Consider the following 23,970-nt stretch of genomic DNA (forward strand, 5'->3'; position numbering starts at 1 on the left):
TGAATGCAATGAGGCTCACCGGCTCAGCACCGTCGCTGCGCCAGCACACGATCACCGCTCCCGTCCCCTCCTGGCGTCACCCCGACCACGTCGTCCTGGAGACCTGCGTCGAGGATGTCGAGGGCGTGAGGATCTCCGCCCGAGCCGGGGCCGACCGGGCCGAGCTGGGCGCGAACCTCACCGCCACCGGCACCACCCCCTCGATCGGCACCATTGAGGCCGCCATCTTCGCCGCCGCCGAGCAGGTCGAGCAGCGCCGCGCCCAGGCCGGCGCCCACTGGGCCGACAAGCCCGAGGCCGCCGCCCCCTTCGGCCTGCGGATCCTCATCCGCCCCCGGGGCGGGTCCTTCGTCTACGACGCCGATGAGGGCCGGGCCATGATCGCCGACGTGCGGCGCATCGCCACCCTGGCCCTGGAGATGGCCGAGTTCACCCGCCCCCAGGCCACGGGCGGGGGGCGCACCACGCTGCCGCCGGCCGTGGACCTGGGCTTCGTCGTCGGTGCCCTGACCGAGGACGGCACCATTGATCGCGGCCTCGTGCGCCTGCTGGTCGATATGGCCAATGGCGCCCCGGTCACCTTCCACCGGGCCTTCGACCAGTGCCGCGACACCGTGGAGGCCTACGGGGACCTGGAGGGGCTCGGTGTGCGCTACGTCCTGACCAGCGGGGCCGCCCAGACCGCGGCCGACGGCGCCTCGGTGATCGCCGGGCTGGTGGCCAGCGGCGGGCCGACCGTGGTCGCGGCCGGGGCCGTGCGCCCCGACGGCCTGGTCGACCTGGTGGAGTCCACCGGCGTGCGTGAGGTCCACATGCGCTGCCCCCGCGAGGGCCTGACCCCCGACGAACCCCAGCGCACCGATGAGGCCCTGGTGCGCCGCGCTGTGGAGACGGTCCGGGCCGTGCCGCGTCCCGAATAGCTCCCCCCCCCGCCCCCGCCCCGCAACCGCCCGACGGCGTCTGGGGCCTGGTGGGCGCCCTGTGCGACTCGGGGCGCCCACCCCGCCTGGCGTCCCTGTCACCCTCCTTGGCCCTTGGTCCCCGGTCCGGGTTCCAACGTTGCCGGAGAATCCTCACGGTTCGTCGTTATCTACAGTCCTGGCGGCCACCAGCGGTTCCGATGCCTCCGTCACGCTCGAAGCGCAATCGGAAGAACTACCGATGCTTCCCCCATGCTCACCCCTATTTTCTGTCTTAGGTTGACCCCATGAACGACGTCCGTATCGATACCCCACGCGGGATCACCCTGGCCGGCACCCTCCAGCTGCCCGCCGGAGCCGCCCCCATCGATCTGGAGGTTTCCACGACGTCGGAGGACACCCAGCCCCCGCAGGCGCGACCCGAGGGCGTGGTCCTGCTGGCCCACGACTTCCTCACCGACCGGCACGGCCAGGGCGGGCGCCTGGACTGGATCGGCGCCCGCTACCGTGAGGCGGGTCTGGCCACGCTCAACCTGGACTTCTCGGGTCTGGGCGAGTCCGACGACGACGTCATCACGCTGGCGAGCGAGGCCGAGGACCTGCGGGCGGCCTCCAGCTGGCTGGCCGGCCTGGGCTTCACCCGGCAGATGATCCACGCCAACGGTTTCGGGGCGACGGCGGCGCTCCTGGCCAGGCCCGAGCATGTGCGCACGGCGGTGCTCGTGGGGGCCATCGTGGGGCCGCAGTCGATCCTGTGGGAGGAGATCTTCTCCCCCGAGCAGCTCGATGAGCTCGCCCAGCACGGCCTGACGCGGCTGGTGGATGACAACCCCAACTCCCGTGAGTGGAACGTGCTGTCCAAGGAGACGCTGGCGGACTTCTCCATGCAGGATCCGCAGCGCACCCTGGCGGAGCTGCCCTGGCCGGTGCTCATGGTGCACGGGGTGCTGTCCAACGAGCTGCCCGACACCGCCGAGGCCACCGCCGAGGGCTTCCCGCTGCTGCCCGACTCCAGCCAAATGGTCCATGTCCATGCCGAGACCCTGGACCAGGCCCAGGAGGAGGTCGCCCGCCTGAGCCTGGAGTGGGCCCAGCGCCGCCTGCGCTGAGCGGCTGTCCAGCTGCTGACGCCGGGTGGCGGCAGCACCGCCGTCGGCGAGCGCGAGGCGGGCCGGAGCGGATCAGGACGGGCGGAAGGCCTTGACCGCCCCGTTGTCCTCGTAGGTGATGAGGAAGTCGCCTTCAGGGATGTAGCCGTGCCAGTCCCCCAGGGGCAGCGGCTCGGGGCCCTTGCCGGTGGACATGTCGATAAGGTGCAGAACTTCCTCGTCGTCGCTCTTGTGCTCGAAGAAGACACCGATCTCCCCGTCTCCGGACTGGTGGATCACGTGCGTGGTGATGCCATAGCAACCACCGGGGAGCTTCGAGGCCTGCGAGTTGTACTCGCCGAGGTCGATTCTCTGGCCCGCCACCGTGATGGACCGGCACTCCGTGTCATCCTTGTTGATCGAGTAGGTCGACGGCGCCCAGGAGGTGTCGCCGTTCTTGAACCAGGCACGCGCCTGATCGAGGGTGAGGGTCTGAGGCGACCAGGGGTAGTCGGTGAAGTCATCGGGCACCCCCACCTCGAAGGTCTCCTTGACCGAACCATCGGGGTCGAAGAGGGTCACCGTGTCGGGCTGCTCGGAGGAGGTGGACTGAGAGTCGTAAAACAACCAACCGTCCTGCAATTCGAAGGGCAGGGAGGTCCCCGACTCCTGTTTGAGGGCCTTCGTCTTACCGGTGTTGAGGTCGATGAACAGACTCTGTCGGTCCTCCTTCCCATGATAGGTCCAGGCCATGGCGTAGTGACCGACACGGGAGGTGATGGTGACGTCCTTGGGGTCGTCAAGAGGGAGTTTCTCCTGCCATACGCGTTGGCTCGGGGAGGACCACATGGTGCAGGTCGCCCCTTCGCAGGAGATCGCGTTCTCCCCTTTGAGGGAAACTTTGGCGCCGGACTTCCATGGCGCTTTCTCATGCTTCTGGGAGCTCAGGTCGACGAGCTCGTTGTCCTCAATGAGCTTTCCCTGCCACACATCGATGTAGTAGTACTCGGTCCTGAACTCGAAGTCCTCCTCCCACAGGAGCGCAGGAGTGCCGTTCGCCAACGAGAACACCTCAGCATGAACACTGTTGCCACGGGAGACCGCCCGAACGAGTTTGTCACCAGCGTGCTCGACCGAGACACTCCCCTCACTGCCAGGTTCTTTCTTGGGGGCATCGAGAGCCCAGACCTCCTCATAGCCATTGAGCCAGGACTTGGTCCACGCCGGTCCCGACGACGTCCCCAGACTCGCGGGCTTTCCATCCCGGCCGCGCAGCCACCAGTAGGCCGCTCCCCTCCGGCGACCGCGAGGACCAGCACGACGACGACCGCCACGATGACGGCGGTGCGCCGCCCGCGCGTGGGGGCCCCGCCGTCGGGAGCGGCCGGGTAGGCCGGACCTGCCTGGTACGACGCCGGCGCCCCTGCCGGGCGGTAGGGGGCCTGGGCCGGCTGCTGCATGACCGGCTGAGTGGGGAATCCACCCGCCCCGGGGGGATTCTGCCACCCCGCCCCTGCCTGGAAGCCGCCGGGAGCCGGGAAGGCCTGAGAGGACTGCGGACCGTAGGGAGGCTGAGGACCGGCAGCACCGTGCGGGAAGGGCCCGGAGGAGTGGCCCGGCCACTGGGGAGTATCCGTCATATCGGCGAGTATTCCACGGAGCTCACCTGCGCGGCCGGCAGTTCGTCAGCCTGGCTTCTGCCACCTGCCGGAAACCAGGGGCCTGTGATCAGGATGCTCGGTAGACCGTCAGCTCACCGTCGCCTTGGTAGGAGATGAGCAGGTCACCCACTGCGATGCGATAGTTCTCATCGATCCCCTCCGGGACGGGATCGGGACTGTTCCCGTTCGACATATCAACAAGACGCAGAGAGTAGTCATCACCTGTCCGGTCCGTGAAGACTCCAATATCCCCCGACCCGAGTGCTCCAGCCCCTCAATCGGATCCCCCACGCAGCCGAAGCGCGAGTCCCCATCGATGAGCGGACTGTGTGTAGACACATGGATTTTCTTCCCACCGACGATGATATGACTGCATTCCGTATCGCTGACATCGATGGAGAAGGTATAGGGGGCCCACGAGGTGTCGCCGCTCTTGAACCAGGCCCGGGCCTGGTCCAAGGTCCAGTAGCCCGGAGACCAGGGGTAGTTCTTGAAGCCTTGAGGTATTCCTTCTTCGAAGGTCTCCTGGACAGACCCATCGGCCTTCAGCAGAGTCACTGTCGCAGGGCCCTCGAGACTCTTGTACGGGTCATAGAGCAGCCACCCATCGGCAAGGGGGCGCGGGTAGACACCCGCCGCCTCCTGCTTGATCGACTTACTCGACCCGTCCCTGAGGTCGACAATGAGGGATTGCACGGCCTGGGCCCGAAATCCGGTATGAGCACTCACATAAGGCCCGATGGGATGATCGAAGATCACGTCATCGACTTCATCGGGACGCAGGAAGGACAGGGTCTTCTTCCACACACGCTCCTTCGAGGACGACCACATCGAGCACTGCGCCTTCTCGCAGGCTATGGCGTAGCCGCCGACTACCGACACCTTCGCATCGTCATCCCACGGGGCATCCCGGCGTTTCTGGGACTCCAGGTTGACGAGCTCACCTTTCTCTATGAGCCACCCCTGCCATACATTCGCCTCATAAGAGCCGTCACCGCCCTCAAATCTGTCCTTGAAAAGCAGTGTGGGAGTCGTATTCGTCAGCGAGTAAACCTCGACGTCGACGAAGTCCTCATCGGGCGTCGCCCGGATGAGCTTGCCCTCGGCATACTTCACTGAGGCGAACCGACCTTGCATGAAACCATTCGTCGCCTTGAGAGACCAGATCTCCCGGTAGCCGTTGACCCACCTCTTGTTCCAGCTGGCATCCGCCGGCACTGCCCGGTAGACAAGACCATCGACCTTCGTGCCGCGCAGCCACCAGTAGGCCGCGCCCCCTGCGGCGACAGCGAGGACCAGCACCGTCACGACCGCCACGACAATCGCGGCACGTCGACGTCGGGGCCTTCTTCCAGCAGTACCGCCCTGATCACCGCCACCGCCCAGGACGGATGGGAACTGCCCCTGGTCGAGTGCGGTCCGCTGGGTGGAGAAGTCGGGCGGAGCATACGAGCCTGGTGTATCCGCGAGGCTCTGCGGATCGTAGGGAGGCTGAGGCTCGGCCGCACCGTGCGCCACAGGCTCTGAAGGGTGGCCCGGACGCTGGGGAGTTTCCGTCATGTCGGTGAGTATTTCACGCAGGTCCCCCCACCGGCTTGGCCTGTCGCCGGCGGTCCTGTCGCGGGGTGATCGGGCGCCGGCGCGCCCATGGGGGACAATGGGTCACCTATGGAACAGGGCGAGCACCTCACGCACAACCAGGGCGACGATCACGCCGATGGACATCACGGCCAGCAGGACGGCGATCTCGGCGCGCGCAGCACCGAGAACACTCAGGCGTCCCCTGGCGGGCCGGACGGGCACGCCGCCGATCGTGCGCGGGGCGGCGCCCCGGACCGCCAGAAGTCACGATCCCCGCGCGGTGGCGGCAGGCGTCGGGGCCGGCGCCCGGGCCGCACCGAGGGCAGGCGCCGCAACGCCTGGAAGGGCTACTCCCCCGAGCAGCTCGCCGCCCGCACCGCCGCCGTCCCGGCGATCGTCTACCCCGAGGAGCTGCCGGTCTCCGCCCGCCGTGAAGAGATCGCCGCCGCCATCGGTGAGCACCAGGTCGTCATCGTCGCCGGTGAGACCGGCAGCGGTAAGACCACCCAGCTGCCCAAGATCTGCCTGGAGCTGGGGCGGGGCGTGACCGGGATGATCGGCCACACCCAGCCGCGGCGCATTGCCGCGCGCAGCGTGGCCGAGCGCATCGCCTCCGAGCTGGGCACCCCGATCGGACGTGACGGCGTCGTCGGCTACCAGGTGCGTTTCACCGAGGAGGTAGGCGAGAACACCCTGGTCAAGCTCATGACCGACGGCATCCTGCTGGCGGAGATCCAGTCCGACCCCCAATTGCGCCGCTATGACACGATCATCGTGGACGAGGCCCACGAGCGCAGCCTCAACATCGACTTCATCCTGGGCTACCTGGCGCGCCTGTTGCCCGAGCGCCCCGACCTCAAAGTCATCATCACTTCGGCCACCATCGACTCCGAGCGCTTCGCCGAGCACTTCGGCCGCGAGCAGATCGGCGACCGCGGGCAGCCCTTCACCGTTCCCGCCCCGGTCATCGAGGTCTCCGGGCGCACCTACCCCGTTGAGGTGCGCTACCGCCCGCTGGCTCCCGACGACGCCCCTCCTGCCTCCGACGACGCCGGCAGCGAGCCGGCCAAGCCCGCCGCCGCGCCCCAGCCCGGCCCGGCGGGACCCGGAGAGCTGAGCGAGGCCGAGCTGGAGGCCCTGACCTCGCCTGACCCGGCGGTGCGCGCCGCGGCCCGGGCCCGCCGCGAGGCCATCCGCTCCGGCGCCGGCCCCGCCGCGCTCGCGCCCCGCAACCAGGGGGCTCGTGGCAAGGGCCGGGGCCGGGCCGCCTCAACGGCCGCCGAGTCCGGGGAGCCCAAGGATCAGGTGACCGGGATCCTCGACGCCGTCGACGAGCTCCTGGGCGAGCCCAGCGGCGACATCCTCATCTTCCTGGCCGGTGAGCGCGACATCCGCGACACCGAGGCGGCCCTCATCGACCATTTGGGGGCGCGCTACACGCCCGACGGCCGTTCGCGCACGCCGGGTGCCATTGAGGTGGTTCCCCTGTACTCGCGTCTGAGCGCCGCCGAGCAGCACCGGGTCTTCGAGGCCCATCAGGTGCGCCGCATCGTCCTGGCCACGAACGTGGCCGAGACCTCCCTGACGGTTCCCGGGATCCGGTACGTCATCGACCCGGGCCTGGCGCGCATCTCCCGCTACTCCAACCGCACCAAGGTTCAGCGCCTGCCGATCGAGCCGGTCAGCCGGGCCAGCGCCAACCAGCGGGCGGGCCGTTGCGGGCGCGTGGCCGACGGCATCGCCATCCGCCTGTACTCGCAGGCCGACTTCGAGGCGCGCCCGGAGTACACCGAGCCGGAGATCCTGCGCACCTCGCTGGCCAGCGTCATTCTGCAGATGGCGGCCCTGGGGCTGGGGGCGGTGGAGGACTTCCCCTTCCTGGACGCCCCCGACTCCCGCCAGGTCCGCTCCGGCCTGCAGCTGCTCACGGAGATCGGCGCCATCGAGCCGGCCGCGGCCGCCCCGACCCGATCCGACGACGCCCCCGACCGGGGCCGTCGGGGGCCGCGCCTGACGGAGATCGGGCGGCGCCTGGCGCGCCTGCCCATCGACCCGCGCCTGGGGCGCATGCTCCTGGAGGCCGGTGAGCTGGGCTGCGTCGGGGAGGTCATGGTCATTGTGGCGGCCCTGTCCATCCAGGACGTGCGCGAGCGCCCTGCGGACAAGCAGGAGGCCTCCGACGCCCTGCACCGGCGCTTCGCGGACCCGACGAGTGACTTCCTGACCTACCTGAACCTGTGGCGCTACCTGCGCACACAGAGCCGCGAGCTGTCCGGTTCGGCCTTCCGGCGCATGTGCCGGGCCGAGTTCCTGCACTACCTGCGGGTGCGCGAGTGGCAGGACGTCCACGCCCAGCTGCGTCAGCTGGCCCGACCGCTGGGCCTGGACGCGGCCCCGGTGGAGCTGCCGACGGCCCGTTCGATCCGGGCGGCCACCGAGGCCCTGGAGCCGGGCAGCCATGCCGCCCAGATCGCCAACGGGGGTGTGGCGGCCGCCGTCGTGGCCCTGGGGCGCAGTGCGGACACGCCCGACGCCGATGCGATCCACCGCTCGCTGCTGGTGGGGCTGCTGTCCAATGTGGGGAACTGGGATGAGCGTCGTCGGGAGTACGCCGGCGCGCGCGGGACCCGCTTCACGATCTGGCCGGGCTCGGGCCTGCGCCGCAAGACCTACGACTGGGTGATGACCGCCGAGCTGGTGGAGACCTCCCGGCTCTTCGCCCGCACGGTGGGCAAGGTGGACTCGCGGTGGATCGAGCAGGTGGCGGACCGGGCGGGCCTGACCCGCCACGTCTTCGGTGAGCCCTACTGGTCGACCCGCCAGGGGGCGGCCATGGTTCACGAGAAGGTGCTGCTCTACGGGATGACGCTGGTGGCGGACCGGCCGGCGACGCTGGCGAGCGTGGGGACGGACTCTGCCCGCCAGGTGGCCCGGGAGATGTTCATCCGCTCGGGTCTGGTGGAGGGCGGCTGGCACGCCCGGCACGGCTTCGTGGAGCGCAACCGGGAGCTCATCGAGGAGCTTCAGGACGTGGAGCGGCGTCGGCGCGAGCACGGGCTGCTGGCCGACGACACCGCCCTGTTCGACTTCTATGACGACCGGATCCCCGAGGAGGTGACCTCCGCAGCGGCCTTCGACGCCTGGTGGAAGGAGCAGCGGCGCACCACCCCGGACCTGCTGGACTTCACCCGGGAGCTGCTGCTGCCCGGCGGGGGCGACGCGAGCGGCTTCCCGGACACGTGGGTGCAGGGGGACCTGACCCTGGGACTGGACTACGTGTTCGAGCCGGGCCACCCCGAGGACGGGGTCAGCGTCCAGGTGCCGGTGGAGGTACTGGGGCGCCTGGCCCCGGAGGGCTTCGACTGGCTGGTGCCGGGGATGCGCCCCGAGCTGTGCGTGGCCACGATCCGGGCGCTGCCTAAGCGGGTGCGCCGCCAGCTGGTGCCGGCCCCGGACGTGGGCGCCCAGGTGTGGGCGCAGATCGCCCAGGAGTTCCCGACGCCGCCGGGTGCGAGCTGCCCCGAGGTGCCCTTCGAGGAGGCCTTCAGCCGGGTGGTGCTCCGCCTCAAGGGCGTGGAGATCACGGAGGAGGACTGGGCCGAGGCGGCCGAGCGGCTGCCGGATCACCTGGCGATGGGCTTCGCGGCCCTGGATGCGCAGGGCCGGGTCATTGGTCGTGGCCGGGACCTGGTTGCGCTCCAGCAGCGGCTGTCGGGCAAGACGGAGGCCGCCGTGCGCTCAGTGGTGCGCGGCGCGCTGGCCCAGGCGATGGCCGAGGCCCAGGAGCGCCAGGGCGCGCAGGGCGGGAAGCCCGGCCGCAAGGGCCGTAAGAAGAAGGGCGGGCGGCCGGCGGCCGCCCAGCGCCCGGGTGGCGCCGCTGGGACCGCAGGAGGCTCAGGGGCCGGAACTGGGGCCGCTGCTGGAGGCGGCGCCGGCCTGGAGGAGCGCCAGGGACTGACCGACTGGCCTCGGGGTGTGTCGGGCCTGGGCGACCCGGGTGCCTCGACGATCCCGGCCTCGGTGGAGTCCGCGGGCCGGGCCGGCCTGGTGGTGCGCGGCTACCCCGCCCTGGTGGCGAACGGGACCAGGAGCGTGGACCTGAGGATCCTGCCCGACGCCGCTGCGCAGCTGAGCGCTCATGGCGCCGGGGTGACGGCGCTGGCCCTGGCGCGCACGGCCTTGCCGACGGCCCGGGTGACGAGCCGGTGGAGTGCCCAGGAGTCGCTCATCCTGGCGGCCAGTCCCTACCGGACGACAGAGGCTCTCGTGGAGGACGTGCAGGCGGCTGCCGCACGGATCGTGGCCGGGCGCTGGGCAGCGTCGGCCTCCGGCTGCGCGCTGGCGGAGGTGCGCAGGCGGGAGGTCTTCGAGGCGCTGGTCGGTGTCATGCGCAGTGAGCTCGAGGAGGAGGTCTACCGGGTGGCCCGGTATGCGGCGGCGGCGCTCAAGGCGGCCCGGGAGGTGGAGCGCGTGGTGGGTGAGCACACCTCTCTGACGCTGCTGAACACGCTGCAGGAGGTACGCGAGCACGCGGCCTCCCTGGTTCCGGAGGGTTTCATCACCGCCACCCCGCCGGAGCACCTGGCGCATCTGGAGCGCTACCTGCGGGCCCTGGAGATGCGGGTGGAGAAGGCGGCCTCCTCGCCGTCGGCCGCCTCTCAGGACGCGGCCCTGGCCTTCCAGGTCTCCCAGGCCCGGGAGGTGGTGGACAAGGCCCGCGCCAAGGCGGCCTCGCTGCCGGCCGACCCGCAGCGTGAGGCCCTCCTGGAGGAGGCCCGCTGGATGGTGGAGGAGCTGCGGGTGAGCCTGTTCGCCCAGACGCTGGGGACGAGCCGCAAGGTGAGCCTCCAGCGCATCACCAAGCTCTGCGCCCAGATCGCCTGATTCTACGGACGGCTCGCCTCGCGCACCTCGTGAGTGCACCATGAGGCGTCATCCCTACGATGACATCTCCTCCCTTAGGAGGAGATGAGTCAGCGGCCCGTTCGCCCACCTGGACGATTACACCGATATCCGGCGCGGCTATCCTGGAGCCATAGAGAAAACGATCACTGCGGCGCCTGCTTTCTCCGTCTCTCCATCTCAGGCATCTCACGAACGCTTTCTCCGGTTCCACACAGTCGGCCCCCGCACCGCTTAAGGTGCGGGGGCCGACGACGTCCAAGCGGACAGCCCGGATCGTTCAGCGCCGAGGCCGGTCCCCCGGTTCCTCCACTACAGCACGGCGGACATGAGGCGGCAGACGTTGTCCACGTAGCGGTTGTACCAGGGCTCGGTGGCCCACAGCTCGGGGGTCAGCTCGGTGCAGGCGGCCCGGTAGGCGGCGTCGTTGTTGCGCAGCAGGTCGTCGAGGTCCCCGCCGAAGGCCAACAGCATGACCTCGTAGTTGAGGGCGAAGGAACGGAAGTCCATGTTGGACGAGCCGATGACCCCGACCTCGTCGTCGACCGTCATGTACTTCGAGTGCAGGACGATCGGCGAGGGGTAGAGGTAGATCCGCACCCCTGCCGCCAGGAGCGCCGAGTAGTAGGAGCGCTGGGCGTGACTGACGATGAACTGGTCGGACTCCTTGCCCACGAACAGCTCGACCTCCACCCCCCGGTAGGCGGCCGACGTCATCGCCGCCAGCAGCGCCTCGTCGGGAATGAAGTAGGGGCTGGTGATGGACACGTGCCGCTTGGCCCCGTGGATGAGGGCCAGGAACATCCGCAGGTTCGGCTCGGTGGGGTACCCCGGCCCGGAGGGAACGAGCTGCATGGCGTTGACGACGGCGCCTGGGCGCCCGGGTCTGGGGGCCGGCGTGCCCACCGGGATTCCCGGCAGTCCCGCCATCTCCGGCAGGGTCTCGGCCGGAGTCCCCAGCGCCAGGTCGAAGGCCTCGAGCTGCTCGCCGGCCTCGAAGAACCAGTCCATGGCGAAGATGGCCTGGGCCTCCAGAACGATCTCGCCGGTGACCTCCACGGACAGGTCCTCCCAGCGGCGCCCGGCCCGCACGTTGCGCCGGGTCCGGTAGGAGGGGTCGATGACGTTGTGGCTGCCGATGAAGCCCTTCTCGCCGTCGATGACCAGGATCTTGCGGTGGTTGCGCAGGTCCGGGCGGCGCCAGCGGCGCTTGAGCGGCAGCAGCGGCATCATGAGGCGCCAGCGGATGCCGGCGTCGGTCATGCGCTGGCAGAACTGCTTCCAGCCGGGGTACTTGCGGCTGCCCAGGTGGTCCAGGAGGAGGCGCACCGTGACTCCGCGGGCCACCGCGCGCTCCAGGGCGGCGAAGAAGACGTCGGTGACCTCGTCCCAGCTCATGATGTAGAACTCGACGTGGACGTGGTCGGTGGCGGAGTCAATGGCTCGGGCCATGGCTTCGTAGGTGCTGCGGGGGTCGGCGTGGACGGCCACCACTTCGCCGCTGACGCAGGGCAGGCCAGTGAGTTGGCGGTTCATGCGCAGCGCTCCGGCCAGGTAGGTCGAGGGCCGGGCCCCCTTGGGCAGGTCTGGCATGGCGCGGGTGTAGTCGAGGGTGATCTCGTTGACGGTGTGCTGCTGGCGGCGGCGCGTGCCGTGGACCCACGGGCTGCCGATGAGCAGGTAGAGCGGGAGTCCCACGAGGGGCAGCAGGAAGATGAGCAGCAGCCAGGCGGTCGACGACGACGGGCGGCGGTTCTCCGGAACCGTGCCCAGCGCGGCGATCTTGATGAGGTACTCGATGACGACCCAGGTGGTCGCCAGTACCGGCGGCAGCGTCATGCTCGCATCATGTCATGCTCACTGAACGGGTCCCCGCAAAAAAGCCTGGGCGCGGACCGGATGGTCCTGCGCCCAGGCACTGCGAAGGCCCGCCCCGGTTGAACCACCGGGTCGGGCCCTTCGCAACGAGGTCGCATACCGGTTCCCATTCGGCAGCGGGTCCTCCTTCACCGAAACGCCCGAGCACATTCCCTTGGCTGTGGCCCGGACTCAGTGGAGGCCGGTCAGTGGTACTCCCCAGTACCTCACGGTCGCCACCGTTCAGCGGTGACTATGACTCTGCCGATGCTGTCTGAGAGAAGGCTGGAAATCACGCATCTAAATGGTGACGCTTGATGACGATATGGTCACGACCTTCCGAGCATGTCGACTCCCTCCCTCAGATCCCTTGAAATACTGCGGAATCCACACCTCCGCCGACCACACTTAATCTGACGTCGGACTTCCGAAGAGCGTCTTGAAGTAGCCGTAGAAGTTCCAGTTGCCCCACGAGGTGCACTGGTCCCCACCATGTGCGGCGGCCTCATTGGGCTGGAAGGGCGTGTAGTTGTACAGGCCGGCGGTCGCCTGATTGGCCACCGTCACCTCACCGCTGCCGCACAGCACATCGGGCGAGTAGGCGATGCGCCTGGGCTGCTGCGCCACGACGTCGTAGCCACCCGGATCAAGACGGTAGCGATGGAACTGGGAGGCCGCCCCGTAGAGCTGGGAGGGGAAGCCTGCCCACTGGGGGTCGCAGGCCCCGTAGTCAGGGCAGGCGTACCCGGCTGCGGCCTCGTAGTCGCGAGCACTCAGGTTCTCGCCGGAGGCGGTGAGCAGTCCCTGCTCCTTGTGAATGAGCACGAGGAGCACCTGGGGATTGATGTCGCAGGCCTGGGAGACCTCCCAGATGACGTCGGCCGCACTGACGCCGGAGGCGGCCTTGATGTCACCGGGGCAGAAGGTGCTGGCCTGGCGGGCCTGCACGGAGAAGGTGGCGGCGGCCAGGCACTGGGTGCCATCACTGCCCGACTGGCAGCCGGCATTGACCTTGGTGACGAAAGCGGCGATCTCCTCGCGCGTCATGGCCTGGGAGTCGTAGAAGACCTCGTCATCGATGATGCGGGCGGCGTTGAAGCCGCTGGCGTCGGGCACCAGGGGTGCCGGAGCGGAACGCGTCCCGGCATCAGTGTCCCGCCCCCACCCCAGTGCGAGGCCGCCGAGGGAGGAACCGGTGCTACGCAGCACGAGGAGTCCCACCAGGAGCGTGACCAGGAAGGCGGCCAGGACAACGCCGATCGGGCTTCTCAGGAAGGACCGAACGGAACCGCCCCTGCGCCCCCGCCGCCGTCTGACACCGGCACGCAGGAGCCCGAGGCGCCCACGGCCTCCTCGACTCCCCTTCCCCCGCCCGGGACGGTGACTCGTATCCTCCCGCCGGGCACGGTCAGTACCGCGCTGCGCGGTCGGACGGCCGCTGCGCGGCGCACGTGCGGGCTGGGGCGATCCGGATCCTGCAGTGCTTCGTTGGGGCCGCGGACGCCGGCCGGAGGGATGGTGGGACATCGGCGCCATCGTGTCACATCACAGGGCCCATGCACGGCCCGAAGACCCCAGCGTCCCGCAGCCACTGCCCGATCAGGAGCCGACGGGAGGCGATACGCCCCACAGCACCGCCGTCGTCCGGGAAGACCGCCGTCGCATACCGTGGGCCCGTGAATCTTCCCGACGTCCTGAGCCTGGCGCATTCCCTCATGGAGGAGGCCGACGTCGGCGACTGGGACCTGGCCTTCGACCGGGCGCGTCGGCGGGCCGGCCAGACGGATCATGCTCGACGTCGGATCACGCTCAGCCGCCACCTCATGAGCCTGTACGACGAGACCCAGGTCCGCGAGACGATCCTGCACGAGATCGCCCACGCCCGCGTCGGCCCCAGCCACGGGCACGACGCCGTCTGGGCCGCCGAGGCGACCCGGTTGGGGGCGACGGGCCGGCGGCTCATTGACGCCCAGGCCCCGCGACTGCGGGGACGCTGGGTGGGCAGGTGCCCGGCGGGCCACGAGGTGGACCGCATGCGCCGCCCGGCCTCACCCGTCTCCTGCTCGCGCTGCGCCCCTCGATTCAGCCTGGAGCACCTCCTGACGTGGAGCCTCGACGGAGAACCCGTCCCCCATGCGCGGATTAGCGAGCGCTACAGCCGCCTGCTGCATCTGGCCAGGCAGGCCGCCACCAGGTCACAAGAAGATTTCACCACCCTGTAGGGTGCTTGCACCAACCATCACCCCACAAGAACGGAGTCGCCATCATGCTCGTGACCACCACCCCCACCGTCGAGGGATACCCCGTGACCCAGTACCTGCGAGTCGTCTGCGGTGAGACCATCGCCGGAGTCAACGCCCTCAAGGACATGGCGGCCGGGTTCCGCAACCTTGTGGGCGGTCGTTCCCAGACCTATGAGGCCGAGCTCGTCCAGGCCCGTGAGAGCGCCCTGGCGGAAATGGTGCAGCGCGCCCAGGAGCTCGGCGCTGAAGGCATCGTCGGCGTCGACATCGACTACGAGACGCTGGGCTCGGACAACGGCATGCTCATGGTGACCGCCTCGGGCACCGCAGTGCGGTTCTCCCCGGTCTCCTGAGCGAAACTGAGCCCCATTCCCCTTCCGGGGAAGGCTTGAGTCACCGAAACAACCCACCCGCGAATTTCCCAGATTTTTCCCAGGGATCTGCCCCTCGTCCTCACAGGGTCAGGGCGTTACATAGTAGTCACCGCCGGACAGGGACGGTCTCGAGGGTTGGGGAGCCCGATGACAGATCGATCCTCTGAGATGGAGCCGGGTCATAGGGAGCCTGACTTCATCGTTTCGGCGAAGGAGGAACCGCCTCCTCGGGTGCATGGGACCCCGGGTTGCAGGTGGGGCCTCGCGAGGCTTGGGCCCGCGGTTCGGATTTCCGGACCGCGGGCCGAGTCCTTTCTCGGGCCCGCCGGTATGCCTCTTGTGGCTTCCCGGCCCACCCTCGCGCTCTGAGAGAACTCGTGGGGACCGCGGCCGGCCAAGCGCGTCAGGATAGGGGCATGACTGACTCCGCCGACTCAGCACAGCCCGTCTTCTCCTGTCGCTCCACCGCTCGCGTGAGCACGGACCGCCCCTCCCGATACGGCAAGCAGCTGGCCTCTCACATGGGCCGCAAGATCACCGCCGCTTGGGATGAGGCCGCCCAAACCGGCTCCCTGTCCTTTGACCGCGAGGGGGCAGTCGCCGGCGTCGTCGAGCTCTCCTGCCACGATGGCATCCTCCAGCTCGACCTGGCCGCCGACGACGCGCACCTCGAACGCCTCGAGCAGGTCACCGGAATCCACCTGGCCCGCTTCGGAGCCAAGGAGGGTCTCGTCGTGAGCTGGATCCGTCAGAATGGGGCCCCCGGCACCACCCAGGGGCCTCTGACTCCAGAGGATCTTGAACGCATGCGCGCCGAGCGCGAGGCCCGCCAGGCCTCCTCATGATGAAGCACCGCGCGTTCGTAGGGTAGCTCGCGCGGTCGCACCCTGTACCCCTCAGTGTTGTCTCATGACTTCTGAGAGTCTCGGATGTCATGACATCTCAAGACACCGGTTGGGTGCGTCTGCCAGACGGGAGAGAGATGTGAGAGCTGCTGCTTCAGCCTGTCGGAGCGGACTGACCCGGTCACTGTGGCGGCGTACGGCGTCGTCTGGATGCACTGCACGAAGGTGGGGCGCTACTGGACGAGGGTTGGGAGCACTGGGGGTAGGTGGGACCTTCGTGCAGTACGCACACCCCTTGGCCAGTAGGTCCCGACCCTCGTGGAGCAGGCCGACTCGGGCCAACTCGGGACGGGGCCAGAGTCGAGTCATAGCCTCCGTACCCCAGCGCAGGCGGCGAGCAGGGGACGGTGGGGGCGGACCTGAGACGTAGGCGCCGGGCTCTGCCGCAAGAACCCCGGACTCACTCCTGCGCGGCCCAGTGTCCACAGCGCTGACATCAACGAGCCCGGCGTCAGCGCGACCAGCGGGGATCGTTGGAATCCTGCGGTTTCTCTCAGGCGTGCAGTCCCGATTCGAGGTTAATGTCAGCGCCGTGGACACCGACACCCCGTCATGCCTCACCCCTAAGCCTCCCTCGCCTCCTGGACCACCAGCCCGCCCAAAGTTCCCACCCGAACGAGTGCCTCAGAACTCATGACACCCAAACGTCTCAGAAGTGAGGAGACAGCACATGAGACGCACCGCGCGTTCGTAGGGTAGATCGCGAGGTCGTGCCCTTAGCCCTCGACCGCGAGGCATAGGGCACGACCGCGACGGCGGTCTACGCGGCCGGCGTGGTCTACGCGGCCGACTCCTCCTCGGCGACGGGGTTGCCCACGCGCAGCATGAGGAGCAGTCCCGTGGCCAGCACCGCGACGATCCCGAGGATCCCCCAGTAGTTCGCCCCCGGCCCGACGATGCGCGTGCCCAGGTAGATGAAGATGCCGTACATCGCGGGAGCCATGAAGGACACCGCCCGCCCGGTGGTCGCGTAGAGCCCGAAGATCTCGCCCTCCTGCCCCTCGGGGATGAGGCGGGCCAGGAAGGACCGGGCGGCTGACTGGGCCGGCCCCACGCAGGCCGACAGGAGCAGACCCAGCACCCAGAAGGCCACGGTCCCGGCGGAGTGCAGGAAGAACACCAGCAGTCCAGCCACCACCAGAATGCTGAGGCTGGCCATGATGACGTTGCGCGGCCCGAAGCGGTCATCGAGCCGCCCGGCCCAGATGGTGGCGATGCCGGCCACGATGTTGGCCACGATGGCGAAGATGATGACGTCGCCCGATGAGAAGCCGAAGGTGTTCTGGGCGATGATGCCGCCGTAGGTGAAGACCCCGGCCAGCCCGTCCCTGAAGACGGCGGCGGCCAGCAGGAACCACAGCAGACGCGGCTGGAAGTGGTGCAGCTGGAGCAGGGTGCGCCACAGCAGCTTGTAGGAGGTCAGGATCGACTCCTTGCGCCTGCCCTGGTGGGAGACGGCCTCCACCGGCTCGGCCTCCATGGCGGCCCGGTCCCGTCCCGGTTCGGCAGTCGCCATCCCCTCACCGACCTCCGCGACGTGCTCGGCGCGGGAGCGCCCGAGCCTGCGGGAGCGGTTGATGAGGACGGGAAGGGCGGACAGGCCGAACCAGGCCGCCGACACGAGCATGGCGACGCGTACCCCCATCCCGCTTCCAGCCGCGAAGGAGACCAGGGGACTCGGCCCCACGAGAGCGACGTAGAGGATGAGCAGCAGGACGATGCCACCGAGGTAGCCCATCCCCCACCCCAGCCCGCTGACGGCACCGATGCGGTCCTTAGGGGCCAGGTGGTTGAGGATGGCGTTGTAGTTGACCGAGGCCAGCTCGAAGAAGATGTTGCCGACCCCCAGCAGGACGATGCCGAACCACAGGTAGCCGGGCTCGGGCCGCACCAGGAACAGGGCCGCCGAGACCGCCACCACGACCGCGGTGTAGCCCCCGAGCCAGAAGACGGTTCGCCCGCCCCGGTCCGAGCGCTGCCCGGTCACCGGCGCCAGCAGGGCGATGAACAGGCCGGCGATGGCCAGCCCGAGGGACAGCGCCGACTCGTTGTCCGCCTTGGCCCCGAAGGAGTCGCTGACCAGGTAGACGGTGAAGACGAAGGTGGTGATGACCGCGTTGAAGGCCGCCGACCCCCAGTCCCACAGGCCCCAGGCGATGACGGGCCAGGACAGGAGCCGGGTGCGGGAGCCGGCCTGCGTCGGAGCAGTCACTGTCGTGCTCATGGGAGAGACGATAGGGCCATCCGGGCCGCTGGCGGTACCGAAAAGGGAACCGACCTGATCGTCAGTTCTCCCCACCGGTCTCGGCAGGGCGCTTCCCCTGAGCGGACTGCCGCTCCAGGAGCAGCTCGGCCAGGGCCAGATCCATGGGCGTAGTCACCTTCATGGCGCGCTCGTCACCGGCGACGACGACGACGCTGCCGCCGCAGGCCTCGACCAGACCGGCGTCGTCGGAGGCGGCGAGCGTCTCATCTCCGGCCCGCTCGGCCCCAGCCCGGTGGGCGGCGACGAGCACGGGGGTCGAGAATCCCTGGGGGGTCTGGACCGCCCGGAGCCGGTCGCGTCGGGGGGTGCCGACGACGGGCTCGGGCTCCCCCGCCCGGCGGGCCTCGACCTCCTTGACGGTATCGGTCACGGGCAGCGCCGGGACCACGGCCTCGTTCCCGGCCCGCACGGCCGCGACCACCCGCTGCGTCACCTCCGGCGGCGTCAGCGCCCGCGCGGCGTCGTGAACGATGACGACGTCGGCCCGCGGTACGGCAGCCAGGGCCGCTGCGAGCCCAAGGGCCACAGAGGCCTGCCGGGAGCGGGGCGAGCCGGCAACAACCTCGATCTCACCACGTCGGCCCGCCGAGGCCCCGACCGATCCGTCCGGCAGGCCCTCGAGCTCGGCGCGGAACCGGTCGACCTCCTCAGCGGGGGCGGTGACGACGACGTGGCTGACGGCGCCCGAGGCGATGAGCCCGGCCGCCGCCCGCCGCAGGAGGCTGACACCACCCACCGGGACGAGGGCCTTGGGGACCCCGGCACCCAGGCGAGACCCGGAGCCCGCCGCGGTGAGAACAGCGACCGCCCCACCCGGAGCGGACTCGGGCGGGGCGGATGCTTGGGATGAAGGGCTGATGCTCACGGGCAGGACGCTACCGCGTCCCCGACGCCCCGAGCACAGGCACTGCGCGAACTAGGAGGCGAGGACCTCGTCCAGGCGGGACTCGGCCTCCTCCTCAGGGGTCTTCTGGGCCAGAGCCAGCTCGGAGACGAGAATCTGGCGGGCCTTGGCGAGCATGCGCTTCTCGCCGGCGGACAGGCCGCGGTCCGTGTCCCGGCGGGAGAGGTCCCGCACGACCTCGGCGACCTTGATGACGTCCCCGGAGGCGATCTTCTCCTGGTTGGCCTTGAAACGGCGAGACCAGTTCGTGGGCTCCTCGGTCAGCGGTGCCCGCAGCACCTCGAAGACCTTTTCCAAGCCGGTCTCATCAACCACGTCACGGACACCGATGAGCTCAACGCTTTCGGCGGGAACCAAGATGGTCAGGTCACCCTGGGCCACCTCGAGCTGCAGATACGTCTTCTCCTCACCGCGTACCTTGCGCTGCCGGATGTCAATGATCCGGGCGGCCCCGTGGTGCGGGTAGACGACAGTCTCACCGACTTCATAGGTCATAAGGATGACTCTCCAGACTGGATAGCGGACCTCTAGTTTATCAGGTCATTCCGCGCAAAGATCGGGGACGTATCTCACAGAGGTCACGGCGGGCCCGCCCCGGGGCCGGGGCGAGAACTGCGGCGCCATCCGCAATGGAGAATCAGTGCTACGAATCCCCGTCCAGGCGATAGCCGAGACCCCTGACCGTGGTGATGAGAACCGGTTTGGAGGCGTCGACCTCAATCCGGCCCCGGAGCCGTTTGATATGGACGTCCAGAGTTTTCGTGTCGCCCTCGTAATCGGGCCCCCACAGGCGCTCCAGGATCTGGCTGCGGGTGAGCACGCGGCCGGGGTGACGCAGAAACAGCTCGAGGAGCTCGAACTCCCGCAGCGGCATGGCGACCACCTCGCCGTCGACCCTGACCTCGTGGCGCTCGACGTCCATCCGCACCCCGCCGGCGACCAGCACCGGCTCGGGCTCCGGGGCGGCCGCGCGGCTACGACGCAGAACCGCCTTGAGGCGCGCCAGGAGCTCCCGGTAGGAGTAGGGCTTGGTGACGTAGTCGTCGGCCCCGATCTCCAGGCCGACGATCTTGTCCAGCTCGGTGTCCTTGGCGGTGAGCATGATGACCGGCACGGAGGAGGAGCGCCGGATCCGGGTGCACACCTCGGTCCCGTCCAGGCGGGGCAGCATGAGGTCCAGCAGGACCAGGTCAATGGGGCCGACGCCGCCGGGGCGCCGGGAGGCCTCGAAGATCTCGACGGCGCGCTGGCCGTCCTCGGCCTCGACCACCTCGAAGCCGTCGCGCCGCAGCCCGTAGGCGAGTGGGTCGCGGAAGTTCTCCTCGTCCTCGACCAGGAGGATCCGCGTCGGGCCGCCCACCGGCGTCATCGACGCCGCGGCCGGTGCGCTGGAGGGCGCAGACGTCCCGGCTGACCCTGCACTCGACGCTGCGGAGCGCTCTGCCGGGCTCATGACCCGCTCCCGGGGGTGTGCTCCGCCGCGGCGTCGGCGGGCTCGTCCTGGGCCGAACCGACCCCGACCGAACCAGACCCGACCGACTCACCCTCCACCGGTTCGCCCTCGCCCAGGCGCGGCAGCACGAGGGTGAAGGTAGAGCCGCGTCCCGGGGCGGACCACAGCTCGACGGTGCCGCCGTGGTCGGCGGCCACGTGCTTGACGATGCTCAGGCCCAGGCCAGTGCCCCCGGTGGCGCGCGAGCGGGCCTTGTCCACGCGGTAGAAGCGCTCGAAGACGCGCTCCTGCTCCTCCTTGGGGATGCCGATGCCCTGGTCGACCACGGCGATGCGCACGATATCGGGGTCCTCCGCATCCAGCGAGACGCCCACCGAGACCCGGGTGCGCGGCTCGGAGTAGCGGACGGCGTTGTCCAGCAGGTTGCGCACGGCGGTGGTGATGAGGGCGGCGTCGCCACGCACCCGCAGCCCCTTGGTCCCGCCGGCCACGAGGGTGATCTGGCGGCCGTCGGCCTCGACGCGCACCCGGTCCACGGCCTCGGCGACGACGTCGTCGATCTCAACGACCTCGGGCTCGGCCAGGGCGTCGCCCTCCTGGAGGCGGGTGAGCTCGATGATCTCCTGGACCAGGACGCCCAGGCGGCGGGCCTCCTTGCGCATGCGCCCGGAGTAGTCGCGCACGAAGTCGGGGTCGTCGGCGCCGGCCTCGACGGTCTCGGCCAGCAGCTGGATCGCACCGACCGGGGTCTTGAGCTCGTGGGAGACATTGGCGACGAAGTCACGGCGCATGGCCTCCACCCGGCGGGCGGCGGTGTGGTCCTCAATGAGGATGAGGACGCGCCCCTGGCCGATACCGGCCACCCGCACCTGCAGGTGGAACTGGCCCGCGCCGGGCACCCTCCCCCGGGCGACGGTGACGGCCGCGTCCTGCGCCTGGCCCGAGGCCCGCACGCGCCCCACCATCGCCACCACGGTCGGCTCGATGACGGCGTCGTCGCGCACGATGTTGAAGGTGTAGGCCGACGCCGAGGCTCGCAGGACCTCGTCGTCGTCATCGAGGACGACGACGGTCGAGCGCAGTGCCGCCAACACCGGGACGGCCGTGTCGGTCCCGGCCAGGCCGGCCAGGTCGGCGGCGCTCGTGGCCGCTCTGCGCTCGCGCCGGGACAGCGCGACACCGATCCCCACCCCCAGGCACAGGAGCCCGGCGGCGGCAAGGAGGAGAACAGTGACGGTCAGACCCACTCCTCTAGGGTAGATGAGCCCCGAGAGCCCTCACCGGCCGGCGCCGCCTGTGGGCGTGCCGCTTGCGGCGGAGTCGCGGGGCTGCTGTGCTTGGGGACAACATCCTTGGCGGCAGCCTCGGCGGGATCGTCGAGCAGCGCCGCCACGCCACCTCACCGACCGGCCCGAACCATCGGTCCTCGCCCCGAACAGGAGCAGCCTCATGCGCGCCATCTTCAACCAGGAGCTCAAGCAGCTGGGCTCCGACCTCGAGTCCATGGCCAACCAGGTCGCCACCGCGATCGAGCGGGCCGCGGAGTCCCTGCGCCAGGGGGACATCGTCATCGCCGAGCAGGTGATCGACGCCGACGAGCGCATCAACGACCTCCAGCGCGACATCGACGACCTGTGCGTCATGCTGTTGGCCCGTCAGCAGCCGGTGGCCGGGGACCTGCGCAACGTCCTGTCCGCGCTGCGCATGGCCCAGACCCTCGAGCGCCAGGGCGACCTGGCCCGCCACGTGGCGGCCATCGCCCGCGGCCGCTACCCCGAGCCGCCACTGCCCGAGCCGGTCCTGGGGCTCATCCTGGAGATGGCGGACCTGGCGGTGCGCGCCGGTAAGGACGTCGCCCGCCTCATCTCGACGCGGGACCTGGAGCTGGCCTCCGTCATTCAGACCGACGACGCCGAGCTCGATGCCCTGCACCGCCGCTCCTTCCAGATGATCCTGGACCCGGCTCACGACCTGAGCCGCCAGCAGGTCATCGACGCCGTCCTCATGGGCCGCTTCCTGGAGCGCTTCGGCGACCACTCCACGTCGGTGGCCAGCCGCGTGGCCTACCTCGTCTCGGGCGCCTCCATGCCCGAGACGCATGACGCCGAGGACGCCGACGCGCTCCACTGAGCACCTGGAAGCAATGACGCGGGCGGCGTCGGACCTCAAGGAAGGTCCGGCGCCGCCCGTGTCATGGAGGGTGCGGTAGGCCGCCGGGGCTCACTTGCCCTGGTTGGCCACCGCCGCGATCTTGGCCTCGGCCTCGGGGTCGAGGTAGCGGCCGCCCTTCTTGAGGGGCTTGAGGGTCTCCTCGTCGAGCTCATAGACCAGCGGGATCCCGGTGGGGATGTTGACGCCGGCGATGTCGTCGTCGGAGATGTCGTCGAGGTGCTTGACGATGGCGCGCAGCGAGTTGCCGTGGGCGGCGATCATGACGGTCTTGCCGGTCTTGATCTCGGGGACGATGGTGCCCTCCCAGTAGGGCAGGAGGCGCTCGAGGACGTCCTTGAGGCACTCGGTGGCGGGGATGGGCTCACCGGCGTAGCGGGGGTCGGTGTCCTGGGAGAACTCCGAACCGGCCTCAATGGCCGGCGGCGGCACGTCGTAGGAGCGGCGCCACTGCATGAACTGCTCCTCCCCGTACTCGTCACGGATCTCCTTCTTGTTCTTGCCCTGCAGGGCGCCGTAGTGGCGCTCGTTGAGGCGCCAGTCGCGCTCCACCGGGATCCAGTGACGGTCCGCGGCGTCCAGGGAGAGGTTGGCGGTCATGATGGCGCGACGCAGCATCGAGGTGAAGAGCTTCTCGGGGAGGACACCGGCCTCCTTGAGGAGCTCGCCACCGTGGACGGCCTCGGCGCGGCCCTTGTCTGACAGCGGGACATCGACCCAGCCGGTGAAGAGGTTCTTCGCGTTCCATTCGCTCTCGCCGTGGCGGAGCAGTACGAGGGTGTAAGCCATGGCCCTATCCTGCCAGGATCGCGGGCATGGCGCGAGGCCCAGGAGGCCTAGAAGGGCTGCTGCAGTGGGCGGGGTACCGGCGCATCGGAGCAAAGGAACTGCTCGCAGCGATACCGCCCACTCACGGAGCGAATTCACGTATTGAATACACAACGACTCTGGTAATGCGCCTGAGCGCACAACCAGAGTCGTGGTGCGAGGTGGCAATCAGCTCGAGAATGACTCGATGCGGGGCGCCGGCTGCCTGTGAGCCGGACACCCACGTTCCCTCAGTTGCCGGGGTTGACGTCGTAGTAGGCCTTGCGCACCTCTGCGGAGACGCGACCGCGGTCAGAAACCTCAAGGCCCTGCTCGCGGGCCCACTCGCGAATCTTCTGAGTGTCAGAAGGGCCGCTGGAACGACGACGACCGGAGCTACGGCGGCCGCCGGTGCGACGAGCCTTTCCGACCCATTCCTCAAGGGACTCACGAAGAGCAGCTGCATGCTCGTCGTTCAGGTCGATCTCGTAGGAGACGCCATCAAGGGCGAAGGTGACGGTCTGATTGGCCTCGGACCCGTCGACATCGTCGACGAGGATGACCTGAGTCTTCTGTGCCATGATTCCTCATTCTGAGCGGAGGGAGCGGGCCTGAAGGATGTATCCCGCTGCGGACAACGTTAGATTAAACAATAGTTGCCCTCAATGCAACACGGCTTTTCGTCGCCCCATTACCGGCCACTTCACCCCCAATCACACGGTGAAGCGCGACGCCATACCACCCCGGACGCCGTGATGACTGAGACGGAAACTGTGAAAGCACTGAGGCCCCCTTTGGAGATCCCCACGAGACCTGACGGAACAATCCAGGCACGACACT

The 23,970-nt window shown here is 69.3% G+C and carries 18 protein-coding genes; 7 read left to right on the forward strand and 11 right to left on the reverse strand.

Annotated elements, in window-relative coordinates; all coding sequences use genetic code 11:
- Positions 1-8 precede the first annotated feature (8 nt).
- Both AXE84_RS03455 and AXE84_RS03460 read left to right on the forward strand, forming a co-directional pair.
- Positions 9-920: a copper homeostasis protein CutC gene (locus AXE84_RS03455; protein WP_208854586.1), complete on the forward strand. Its 912-nt coding sequence runs from the start codon at positions 9-11 to the stop codon at positions 918-920.
- 287 nt (positions 921-1,207) lie between these two features.
- Positions 1,208-2,029: an alpha/beta fold hydrolase gene (locus AXE84_RS03460; RefSeq protein WP_060956858.1), complete on the forward strand. Its 822-nt coding sequence runs from the start codon at positions 1,208-1,210 to the stop codon at positions 2,027-2,029.
- Between the two features lie 72 nt (positions 2,030-2,101).
- On the opposite strand, the gene AXE84_RS03465 is transcribed toward AXE84_RS03460, so the two are convergent.
- Positions 2,102-3,070, reverse strand: a complete 969-nt coding sequence (locus tag AXE84_RS03465; protein WP_236750123.1) for a hypothetical protein — start codon at positions 3,068-3,070, stop codon at positions 2,102-2,104.
- 686 nt (positions 3,071-3,756) lie between these two features.
- Positions 3,757-5,229 carry a hypothetical protein gene (locus tag AXE84_RS03470; RefSeq protein WP_150116241.1) on the reverse strand — a complete coding sequence of 491 codons (1,473 nt, stop codon included), beginning with the start codon at positions 5,227-5,229 and terminating at the stop codon, positions 3,757-3,759.
- Between the two features lie 108 nt (positions 5,230-5,337).
- Between AXE84_RS03470 and AXE84_RS03475 the strand changes: the two genes are divergently transcribed.
- Positions 5,338-10,134: a DUF3418 domain-containing protein gene (locus tag AXE84_RS03475; protein WP_060956860.1), complete on the forward strand. Its 4,797-nt coding sequence runs from the start codon at positions 5,338-5,340 to the stop codon at positions 10,132-10,134.
- Positions 10,135-10,464: 330 nt separating this feature from the next.
- On the opposite strand, the gene AXE84_RS03480 is transcribed toward AXE84_RS03475, so the two are convergent.
- Both AXE84_RS03480 and AXE84_RS03485 read right to left on the reverse strand, forming a co-directional pair.
- On the reverse strand, positions 10,465-11,991 hold the full coding sequence (locus AXE84_RS03480; protein ID WP_060956861.1) for a phospholipase D-like domain-containing protein: 1,527 nt from the start codon (positions 11,989-11,991) through the stop codon (positions 10,465-10,467).
- Between the two features lie 426 nt (positions 11,992-12,417).
- On the reverse strand, positions 12,418-13,218 hold the full coding sequence (locus AXE84_RS03485; RefSeq protein ID WP_060956862.1) for a hypothetical protein: 801 nt from the start codon (positions 13,216-13,218) through the stop codon (positions 12,418-12,420).
- Positions 13,219-13,685: 467 nt separating this feature from the next.
- On the opposite strand from AXE84_RS03485, the gene AXE84_RS03490 reads away from it, so the two are divergent.
- The 3 genes from AXE84_RS03490 (at position 13,686) to AXE84_RS03500 (ending at position 15,471) form a co-directional block, all read left to right on the forward strand.
- Entirely contained in the window at positions 13,686-14,231 is a 546-nt protein-coding gene (locus AXE84_RS03490) for a SprT-like domain-containing protein (RefSeq protein ID WP_060956863.1), read from the forward strand.
- Between the two features lie 44 nt (positions 14,232-14,275).
- Positions 14,276-14,605 (forward strand): heavy metal-binding domain-containing protein, encoded by a 330-nt coding sequence (locus AXE84_RS03495; RefSeq protein ID WP_039774500.1) that lies wholly within the window; start codon positions 14,276-14,278, stop codon positions 14,603-14,605.
- A 437-nt stretch (positions 14,606-15,042) separates the two neighbouring features.
- Complete coding sequence (locus AXE84_RS03500; RefSeq protein WP_060956864.1) at positions 15,043-15,471, forward strand: DUF2218 domain-containing protein; 429 nt, start codon at positions 15,043-15,045, stop codon at positions 15,469-15,471.
- An 838-nt stretch (positions 15,472-16,309) separates the two neighbouring features.
- Here the strand turns inward: AXE84_RS03500 and AXE84_RS03505 are convergent.
- The 5 genes from AXE84_RS03505 to AXE84_RS03525 form a co-directional block, all read right to left on the reverse strand.
- Positions 16,310-17,755 carry an MFS transporter gene (locus AXE84_RS03505; RefSeq protein WP_060956865.1) on the reverse strand — a complete coding sequence of 482 codons (1,446 nt, stop codon included), beginning with the start codon at positions 17,753-17,755 and terminating at the stop codon, positions 16,310-16,312.
- A 61-nt stretch (positions 17,756-17,816) separates the two neighbouring features.
- Positions 17,817-18,662, reverse strand: a complete 846-nt coding sequence (locus AXE84_RS03510) for an IspD/TarI family cytidylyltransferase (RefSeq protein ID WP_060956866.1) — start codon at positions 18,660-18,662, stop codon at positions 17,817-17,819.
- Positions 18,663-18,713: 51 nt separating this feature from the next.
- On the reverse strand, positions 18,714-19,196 hold the full coding sequence (locus tag AXE84_RS03515) for a CarD family transcriptional regulator (protein WP_003779424.1): 483 nt from the start codon (positions 19,194-19,196) through the stop codon (positions 18,714-18,716).
- A gap of 148 nt (positions 19,197-19,344) precedes the next feature.
- Complete coding sequence (locus tag AXE84_RS03520) at positions 19,345-20,070, reverse strand: response regulator transcription factor (RefSeq protein WP_039774512.1); 726 nt, start codon at positions 20,068-20,070, stop codon at positions 19,345-19,347.
- Between the two features lie 80 nt (positions 20,071-20,150).
- Positions 20,151-21,401 (reverse strand): sensor histidine kinase, encoded by a 1,251-nt coding sequence (locus tag AXE84_RS03525; protein WP_060956867.1) that lies wholly within the window; start codon positions 21,399-21,401, stop codon positions 20,151-20,153.
- A gap of 202 nt (positions 21,402-21,603) precedes the next feature.
- Between AXE84_RS03525 and phoU the strand changes: the two genes are divergently transcribed.
- On the forward strand, positions 21,604-22,284 hold the full coding sequence (gene phoU, locus AXE84_RS03530) for a phosphate signaling complex protein PhoU (protein ID WP_060956868.1): 681 nt from the start codon (positions 21,604-21,606) through the stop codon (positions 22,282-22,284).
- A gap of 90 nt (positions 22,285-22,374) precedes the next feature.
- Here the strand turns inward: phoU and AXE84_RS03535 are convergent, their stop codons facing one another.
- Both AXE84_RS03535 and AXE84_RS03540 read right to left on the reverse strand, forming a co-directional pair.
- Positions 22,375-23,112: a phosphoglyceromutase gene (locus tag AXE84_RS03535; protein WP_010613073.1), complete on the reverse strand. Its 738-nt coding sequence runs from the start codon at positions 23,110-23,112 to the stop codon at positions 22,375-22,377.
- Between the two features lie 269 nt (positions 23,113-23,381).
- Positions 23,382-23,711 carry a histone-like nucleoid-structuring protein Lsr2 gene (locus tag AXE84_RS03540; protein ID WP_010613074.1) on the reverse strand — a complete coding sequence of 110 codons (330 nt, stop codon included), beginning with the start codon at positions 23,709-23,711 and terminating at the stop codon, positions 23,382-23,384.
- Between the last annotated feature and the right edge of the window lie 259 nt (positions 23,712-23,970).

The organism is Actinomyces oris (assembly GCF_001553935.1).
GTDB lineage: Bacteria > Actinomycetota > Actinomycetes > Actinomycetales > Actinomycetaceae > Actinomyces > Actinomyces oris_A.

Bases quoted from the DNA above. Each gene is read 5' to 3' on its own strand.
- phoU (WP_060956868.1), top strand. From the start codon at position 21,604: ATGCGCGCCATCTTCAACCAGGAGCTCAAGCAGCTGGGCTCCGACCTC.
- AXE84_RS03515 (WP_003779424.1), bottom strand. From the start codon at position 19,196: ATGACCTATGAAGTCGGTGAGACTGTCGTCTACCCGCACCACGGGGCC.
- AXE84_RS03540 (WP_010613074.1), bottom strand. From the start codon at position 23,711: ATGGCACAGAAGACTCAGGTCATCCTCGTCGACGATGTCGACGGGTCC.
- AXE84_RS03480 (WP_060956861.1), bottom strand. From the start codon at position 11,991: ATGACGCTGCCGCCGGTACTGGCGACCACCTGGGTCGTCATCGAGTAC.
- AXE84_RS03460 (WP_060956858.1), top strand. From the start codon at position 1,208: ATGAACGACGTCCGTATCGATACCCCACGCGGGATCACCCTGGCCGGC.
- AXE84_RS03500 (WP_060956864.1), top strand. From the start codon at position 15,043: ATGACTGACTCCGCCGACTCAGCACAGCCCGTCTTCTCCTGTCGCTCC.
- AXE84_RS03495 (WP_039774500.1), top strand. From the start codon at position 14,276: ATGCTCGTGACCACCACCCCCACCGTCGAGGGATACCCCGTGACCCAG.
- AXE84_RS03475 (WP_060956860.1), top strand. From the start codon at position 5,338: ATGGAACAGGGCGAGCACCTCACGCACAACCAGGGCGACGATCACGCC.
- AXE84_RS03520 (WP_039774512.1), bottom strand. From the start codon at position 20,070: ATGACGCCGGTGGGCGGCCCGACGCGGATCCTCCTGGTCGAGGACGAG.
- AXE84_RS03535 (WP_010613073.1), bottom strand. From the start codon at position 23,112: ATGGCTTACACCCTCGTACTGCTCCGCCACGGCGAGAGCGAATGGAAC.
- AXE84_RS03505 (WP_060956865.1), bottom strand. From the start codon at position 17,755: ATGAGCACGACAGTGACTGCTCCGACGCAGGCCGGCTCCCGCACCCGG.
- AXE84_RS03455 (WP_208854586.1), top strand. From the start codon at position 9: ATGAGGCTCACCGGCTCAGCACCGTCGCTGCGCCAGCACACGATCACC.
- AXE84_RS03470 (WP_150116241.1), bottom strand. From the start codon at position 5,229: ATGACGGAAACTCCCCAGCGTCCGGGCCACCCTTCAGAGCCTGTGGCG.